Below are 7,878 nucleotides of genomic sequence, written 5' to 3'. Positions count from 1 at the left end.
CAGCGCGAACAGCTCGATCCCCAGGCCGACCACGGCGGCGGGCAGCGAGGCGATCGCCAGCCGGACGTAGGTCTTGGTGATCCGGGCGGTGTCCAGGCCGCCGATCCGCGCCTTCAGCTTCGGCACCGCGACGAACACGCCCACCGCGTACGACAGGCCGTAGCCCAGCGCCATGCCGGTCACCGCCCACTGTGCGGGCAGCAGCAGCCAGCACAGCACCGCGGTGCCGGCCTGGGTGAGCGCCACCCAGACGGTGTTGGAGAACGGGGTGCGGGTGTCCTCGTACGCGTAGAAGCCGCGCAGCAGCACGTACTGCACCGAGTACGGGATCAGGCCGAGGGCGAAGGCGGAGAGCATGTAGCCGACCGCGGTGGTGCCGTGGGCGACCGCGCCGCCGTTGCCCAGGCCGTAGATCGAGGAGCCGATCACCGGGCCCAGCGACAGGAACAGGAACGCCGCCGGGACGATCGCCACCGCCGAGGTGCGCAGGCCGTAGGAGAGGTCGTCGCGGACCGCCCCGGCGTCCTGGTCGGCGGCCGCCCGGGACAGCCGGGGGAGCACCGCGCTCATCACCGACACGGTGATCACCGCCATCGGCAGCTGCCAGATCAGCAGCGCGTTGGAGTACGCGGCCAGGCCGACGCCGAGGTGGCCGTCGTGCTCGGCGGCCTTGCCGGAGGCGGTGGCCAGCTGGGTCACCACCAGGAAGCCCGCCTGGTTGGCCAGCACGAACAGGAAGGTCCACTTGGCCAGCCGGGCCGCCTTGCCCAGGCCGGCGCCGCGCCAGTCGAAGCGCGGCCGGAACGCGAAGCCCGCCGACCGCAGGTACGGGATCATCGACAGCGCCTGGACGGCGAGGCCCAGCATGGTGCCGATGCCGAGCAGCCGGACGCCCTCGGGGGAGATGGCCTGCGGGGTGACCTCGGTGTGCTGGAAGGTGCCGTACACGCCGATGTACATCACGAAGGTGAAGATCACCACGAGGTTGTTCAGGACCGGCGTCCACATCATCGCGCCGAACCGGCCGCGGGCGTTGAGGATCTGGCCCATCACCACGTGCACGCCCATGAAGAAGATGGTCGGCAGGCAGTACCGGGCCAGCGCGACCGTGGTCTCGGCGCTCTGCTGGTCCCGCATCAGGGCGTGCGAGATCAGCTGCACCAGCACCGGCGCGGCCAGCACCGCGACGAACACCACGCCCGCCAGGCCGGTCACCACCAGGGTGAGCAGTCGGTTCGCGTAGGCGGTGCCGCCGTCCTCGTCGTTCTTCATGCTGCGCACCAGCTGCGGGACGAACACCGCGTTCAGCGCGCCGCCGCCGATCAGGATGTACAGCAGGGTGGGCAGCGTGTTGGCGGCGTTGTACGAGTCGCCCATCGAGGCCACGCCGATCGCGGCGGCGATCACCATGGTGCGCAGGAATCCGGTGCCGCGGGAGACCAGGGTGCCGGCCGCCATGATGGCGCTGGAGTTCAGCAGCCCGGCGACCCTGCTGCCGGCACCGTCGCCACCGCTGGCACCGGCGTCGCCCGGCCCGGCGGGCGCTGGTGCGGCCACGGGCGCGGCTGCGGGCGCAGGTACGGGGGCGGGCGGCGCGGCGGCGGCGTTGGCCTCCAGGACGGCCGCGTCGGCCCGCATCACCGCCTCCTCCTCGGAGAGCGGCGGGTCGAACTCGATCGGCGGCACGTACGGGTGGCGCTCGCCCGTCGCGGGGGCCGGCTCGGGCCCGAGGGCCTTCGCGGGCTCCGGTTCGCCGGCGGGCTCGGCCGACTCGGGCTCGGTGGCCTTCGGAGCGGGTGGCGCGGCCTGCGGCGCGGGCGCCTGCTCCGGGGCCGACAGCAGGGTCTCCACGCCGACGTACTCGGTGGTCTCGGTGTCCCAGCGCGACCCGGTCGGCTCGGCGGCCTCCGCGGCCACCTCGGCGGCGATCGACGCCCAGCGCGGGGCCGGTGCGGTCAGCCGCAGCGCGGCCTCGGGCTCGCTGCTCGGCTGGCCGGGCACCGCCGCCGTGGCCTCCGGGGCGTCCTGGACCTCCGCGGCGTCCGGGACGGCGGCCGGCAGGTCGACCTCGCCGTACGGGTCCGCGTCCCCGTACGCCTCGGCGGCGTACGGGTCACGGGCGTAGGTGTCGGCGACGTACCAGTCGGCGGCGGGGTCGGCGGGGGCGGCGGCGGACCGTGGGCCGCCCGCGCGGTCCTGGGGCCTACCTCCGCCCTGGTCCTGGGTTGCTCGCTCGCTCCGCTCGTTCATGCCACCAATCCACGTCAGAGAGGGGGGACGGACGCCTGGGGGTGAGGCGCCCGGTGATCCACCATCTCATCACCGGAGACCCGATCGGTGTCATCCCGCCCGGAGGAGGGCTCCGCGTCGGCGCCCGGCCGGTCGCCGTCGTCGCCCGCGGCGTCCGACAGCGGGCGGTCCGGGTCCTCGTCGATCTCGCCGGCCGCCTTGCGCTTCTTGCGCTGCAGGTAGAACCGCACCCCGGCGAGGAGCATCAGCGCGGTGCCGCCGGCGATCACGTACGTCACACCGCTGGCCACCGACGTGACGTCGACGGTGAACTCCACCGGTTCGCCGTAGCGCTGCGCGTTCGGGCCGGTGGTCCACAGCTCCGCGGTCACCTGGACCTGGCCGTTGACCTGGGCCTCGGCGGGGAAGCGAAAGGTGCGGGAGGTGGTGGCGTCCAGCACCACCGGCTGGTTCTCGCCGACGAGGAGCCGGTTCGGCTGGGTGGAGTACAGCCGCAGCTCCAGGTTGCCGACCGCCTGGGTGAGGTCGTTCTTGACGCTGATCAGCAGCGTCGCGTTGTCGCCCGGCAGCGTCACGGTGCTCTTCTTCGGCACCCGGACCGCCGACTTCAGGTTGTCCAGGTAGTGCTGCACGCCGGCCCGGTAGGCGACGCCGGCCTTCTGCTGGTCGCGCCAGCTGGTGGACATCGACCGCACCATGGCCGCGCTGAACGGGCCGCGGACCCGCTCCGGCTGGGTGAGGATCATCATCAGCTGGTCGACGCCGTCCTGGATGCCCATGGTGTCGACCAGCTCGCCGGAGGACAGCTCGGTGCCGGTCGCGTCACCCGGGTAGTCGGCCGGGACGTTGGCGTTGGCGGTCGGGTCCGCCGGCATGTCGACGACCTTCTGCAGGATGACCGGAGTCACCCAGCCGCCGTTGCCGGACGCCGCCAGCACCGAGTCGTGCAGCGCCTGCGCGGTGCCGACGGTCAGCGACCGGGACGGCAGCACCAGCACGCCGCGCTGGTGTTCCGGCTCCTGGTGGGCGATCGCCAGGGTCTCGGCCAGGAACCGCTGCTGGACCGCGGTGCGGTCCTGCACGGTGGCCAGGTCGTTCTGGAACAGCGAGGCGAGCACGGAGTCCGAGACCACCGCGGTCTGCCCGTTGCCGATCGGACGCGCCGCGTTCGGCGTGTAGGTCAGCTTGTCGGACTCCGGCATCGACGCGCCGTTGACCAGCACCGTCCGGCCGCCCGCCGCGCCCGCCACGGCCGCCGTCCGCTGGTCCAGCAGACCCCGGTACGGCCAGGCCACGTCCGAGTGGGCGTCCACCGACAGCCGCGCCTCGGTGGTGACCTGCCCCGCCGTCATCGCCTTGCGCAGCGCGGCGTCCATGCCGTTCAGGCCGGCGCCGTGGTGCGCGATCGACGCCAGGTCCGGGTCGGCGTACGGCAGCGACACCACCTCGGAGTCCTGCCCCGACACCGCCGACTTCAGCTTCGCCAGCCAGGCCGTCGCCGCGTCGCGGCCGGTGCCCGGCACGGTGTTGTCGTCCCGCGCGGACTCGCCGGAGGTGCCGGGCTTCTGCACCCGGTACGGCTTGGTCATCGCGAACACGGTGTCCAGCAGGTCCGGGTCGATCGCCCAGGTCAGGCCCGGCATCGTCTTGCCGATCTCGACCAGCTGGTTCAGCCGCCCGTCGCCGGTCAGCTCGCCCACCAGGCTGTCGTCCCGCAGCACCGGCGTCTGGTCCTGGTCCGGCATGGTCTGCGCGACCAGCACCGGGGCGTGGGTCAGCGGCCACACCACCGAGACCTGCGAGGGCTTGGCGGTGGCGTGCCCCTGGAACGGCAGGTAGGTGCGGGCGATGCCGAGCGGGTGCGCCGTCCGGTCGCCGCCGGTTGTGCCCCAGAGGTCCACCGCCAGCTCGTAGCTGCCGGTCTCCTTGGCGTTCAGCGCGGACACCGGCACCTGCAGGGTGAAGTCCTTGCTCTGCCCCGGGCCCAGGTCGCCGACCTCCTGCGCCGGGTTGTCCAGCGCGATGCCGTCCTTGGTGCTCGGCGTGGCCCAGGAGCCCATCATGTCGATGTCGCTGCGGGTGGTCAGCATCGGCTTGCCGGCGCTCGGCTGCCGCACCTTGACCGCCGAGGACCTCAGCGTCTCCGAACCGGAGTTGGTGACCTTTCCGGTGACCGTCACGTTCTCGTTCTCGTGCGCGATCTTCGGCGTCGCCCCGTTGCCGACCTGCACCGTGTCGATCTGCACGGTCGCCGGGTACTCGCCCGTCGCAGTCACCAGAGTGCCGGGCCGGGCCGCCGCCGGGGCGGCCGCGACGGCCCCGACCAGTCCGCCTGCCAGCAGGGCGGCGGCACCCCTGGCCAGCCGGCCCGTCCACCGTCCACGGCGCCCGGCCCCTGCCGCGCCCCGCCCGGTCCGCTCGTCCACGCGCGTCCTCGCCGTTCCTGATCGTCTCGATCGACCCACGCACCGACGCGGCCCCGCCCGACCCCGGCGGCCTCCGACAAGGAGCGTTCACCCGGCATGGTAACGACGTTGCGCGGCCCGCAGTGCCACGGGCCGGGAGCTGAGGAGCGGGCGGAGCACACGAAACGGGAGGGCGGCGGAGCGGGGCGGGCACGTACCCTTGTGAGCCGTGTCCACTGCCAATGCGTCCAGCACCAATCATTCCAGCTCCGCCGACCGGGTCGCCCTGCCGGGCCTGACCGAGGCGCAGACCCTCGGCCTGCAGGAACTGCTGAGGGTCTCCCCGGTCGCCGACGAGATCGCCCGCCGCTTCCAGGACGCCGGCCACCGGCTCTCGCTGGTCGGCGGCTCGGTCCGGGACGCCCTGCTCGGCCGGCTCGGCAACGACCTCGACTTCACCACCGACGCCCGCCCCCAGCAGATCCTCAAGCTGGTCAAGGGCTGGGCCGACGCGGTCTGGGACGTCGGCATCGCGTTCGGCACCGTCGGCGCCCGCAAGGACACGCCCGAGGGCTCGTTCCTGATCGAGATCACCACGTACCGCAGCGAGGCCTACGACCGCAGCTCCCGCAAGCCCGAGGTCAGCTACGGCGACTCGATCGAGCAGGACCTGGTGCGCCGCGACTTCACCGTCAACGCGATGGCCGTCGACCTGCCCGGCCGCGGCTTCGTCGACCCGCACCGCGGCCTGGACGACCTGGAGGCCCGGGTGCTGCGCACCCCCGCCACCCCCGAGGAGTCCTTCTCCGACGACCCGCTGCGGATGATGCGGGCCGCCCGCTTCGCCGCCCAGCTCGACTTCGAGCCGGCGCCCGAGGTGGTCGCCGCGATGACCGCGATGGCCGAGCGGATCACCATCGTCTCCGCCGAACGCGTCCAGGCCGAGCTCAACAAGCTGCTGCTCGCCGAGCACCCGGTCAAGGGCCTGCGCCTGCTGGTCGACACCGGCCTCGCCGACTTCGTGCTGCCCGAGCTCCCGGCACTGCGCCTGGAGAGCGACGAGCACCACCGCCACAAGGACGTCTACGAGCACTCGCTGACCGTCCTGGAGCAGGCCATCGCGCTGGAGACCGAGGGCCCCGACCTGGTGCTGCGCCTCGCCGCGCTGCTGCACGACATCGGCAAGCCGCGCACCCGCCGCTTCGAGTCCGACGGCCGGGTCTCCTTCCACCACCACGAGGTGGTCGGCGCGAAGATGACCCGCAAGCGGATGCGCGAGCTCAAGTACTCGAACGAGCTGATCAACGAGGTGTCCCGGCTGGTCGAGCTGCACCTGCGCTTCCACGGCTACGGCGGCGGCGAGTGGACCGACTCCGCGGTGCGCCGCTACGTCACCGACGCCGGCCCGATGCTGGAGCGCCTGCACAAGCTGACCCGCTCCGACTGCACCACCCGCAACAAGCGCAAGGCCGCCGCGCTGGCCCGCACCTACGACTCGCTGGAGGAGCGGATCTCCACGCTCCAGGCCCAGGAGGAACTGGACGCGATCCGGCCCGCACTGGACGGCAACGAGATCATGCAGCTGCTCGGCCTGCGCCCCGGCCCGGCGGTCGGCCGCGCCTACAAGCACCTGCTCGAACTGCGCCTGGAGCACGGCCCGATGGAGCACGAGGCGGCGGTCGCCGCGCTGCACGAGTGGTGGGCGGCGCAGCCGAAGGACTGACGCAGGCTCAGTGCCCGCCGGCCGCCGGCTTGGGAGCGGCGTTCAGCGGGCTGATGCACAGCCGGTACTTGACCGTCTTCTTCTTGGACCGGTACTGGCTGTCGTAGGCCGTCGTCCCCGGGTACTGCTGGGCGCAGTTGTACGTGCTGATGAGGCCGGTGTGGCGCGCCACGACCTTCCAGTTGGCGTCCGCCGCGGTGCAGGCCACCGTCCGGTGCTGAGTGGTGAGGCAGTCCCCGACGTTCGCGCCCTTGTTGCCCCCGCCGGTCAGCGCGCGGAAGGCGAACAGGCCGCCGACGGCCACGCCGATCAGCCCCAGGCCGACCACCACGCCCCGGATCCTGGCCTTCCGGGTGGGCGGCTTGGCGGGCGGCGGCGCCTGCCCCCAGGCGGGCATCTGCCCCTCGCCGGCCGGCGGCTGCCCGTACGCGGGGGGCTGCCCGTACGCCGGCTGCGGGCCGGGCCCGGGAGGCTGCTGTCCGTACGCGGGGGGCTGCCCGTAGCCGGACGGCTGACCGTACGCCTGGGGCGTTCCGTACGCCGGGGGCTGGCCGTAGGACGGCGGCTGCCCGTACGCGGGCGGGTGGCCGTAGCCGGACGGCTGGCCGTAGCCGGGCGGTTGCTGGCCGGGCTGCTGACCGTACGGACCGGGCGGCGGCGGTGTGCTCATCTGTTCTCCCCCAGGACGACGAAGGCGTGCCGTGCGCCCACGACCCTAGCGGCAGAGACCCCGTCAGGTCCGGCGTGCGGAGCGGAAGTACAGCAGCGCGCCGAGCGCGTACAGCACCGCCAGGCCCAGCACCACCGGCACCGAACGGCCGTTCAGCGGCAGCACCAGGGCGGTCACCCCGGCCGCCGCGACGAACGAGACGTTGACCAGCACGTCGTAGATCGCGAACACCCGGCCCCGGTACTCGTCCTCGACCGACTCCTGCACCAGGGTGTCCGCGCAGATCTTGGTGCCCTGGGTGACCACGCCCAGCAGCAGCGCCGCGAGCATCGACGGGACCTCCCGGAAGGTCAGTCCGAGCGCCGGGACGAACACCGCGGCGGCCGCCAGACACACCGTCATCCAGCCGTGCAGCCCGAGCCGCCGGGTGCACCACGGGCTGATCACCGCGGCCACGAAGAAGCCCACCGCGGACAGGATCACCGCCCGGCCCAGGCTGGACAGGCCGCCCGCGGTGTCGTCCGCGCTGTTGAAGGTGTACCGGGAGAGCATCAGCACCATGACGATCAGCACGCCGTAGCAGAACCGGGCCAGGGTCACCGCCGCCAGCGCCCGCACGGCCGGCCGACAGTCCCGCAGCAGGTGCCGCAGCCCGGCCAGCAGATCGTGCCAGGCGGTGCCCAACGCCTGTCGCAGGGACGGGAGTTCATCGTGGACATCGGGGCCGAGCGCGTCCGGGGCGATCCGCCGGGCGGCCGTCGCGGCGGAGAGGTAGAGCAGCGCCGCCAGCGTCACCAGGACGGCGTCCGCGTTCCGTCCGGGCGGCATCA

The 7,878-nt window shown here is 73.2% G+C and carries 5 protein-coding genes; 1 reads left to right on the top strand and 4 read right to left on the bottom strand.

Annotated elements, in window-relative coordinates; all coding sequences use genetic code 11:
* A partial coding sequence (murJ, locus tag IEZ12_RS13930) for a murein biosynthesis integral membrane protein MurJ (RefSeq protein WP_229847525.1) occupies positions 1-2,250 on the bottom strand: 2,250 nt, incomplete at its 3' end.
* A 14-nt stretch (positions 2,251-2,264) separates the two neighbouring features.
* Positions 2,265-4,676, bottom strand: a complete 2,412-nt coding sequence (locus tag IEZ12_RS13925) for a DUF6049 family protein (RefSeq protein ID WP_189272331.1) — start codon at positions 4,674-4,676, stop codon at positions 2,265-2,267.
* Between the two features lie 298 nt (positions 4,677-4,974).
* Between IEZ12_RS13925 and IEZ12_RS13920 the strand changes: the two genes are divergently transcribed.
* Complete coding sequence (locus IEZ12_RS13920) at positions 4,975-6,378, top strand: CCA tRNA nucleotidyltransferase (RefSeq protein WP_373295481.1); 1,404 nt, start codon at positions 4,975-4,977, stop codon at positions 6,376-6,378.
* A 7-nt stretch (positions 6,379-6,385) separates the two neighbouring features.
* On the opposite strand, the gene IEZ12_RS38385 is transcribed toward IEZ12_RS13920, so the two are convergent.
* Both IEZ12_RS38385 and IEZ12_RS38380 read right to left on the bottom strand, forming a co-directional pair.
* Positions 6,386-7,048: an LppU/SCO3897 family protein gene (locus IEZ12_RS38385; RefSeq protein WP_229847524.1), complete on the bottom strand. Its 663-nt coding sequence runs from the start codon at positions 7,046-7,048 to the stop codon at positions 6,386-6,388.
* A 63-nt stretch (positions 7,049-7,111) separates the two neighbouring features.
* A partial coding sequence (locus tag IEZ12_RS38380) for an MFS transporter (protein ID WP_505744214.1) occupies positions 7,112-7,878 on the bottom strand: 767 nt, incomplete at its 5' end.

This window comes from Kitasatospora griseola (genome assembly GCF_014648555.1).
Taxonomy (GTDB): Bacteria; Actinomycetota; Actinomycetes; order Streptomycetales; family Streptomycetaceae; genus Kitasatospora; species Kitasatospora griseola.
The sequence above is the reverse complement of the archived record's forward strand: the minus strand, read 5'-3'. Positions and strand labels throughout refer to the sequence as shown.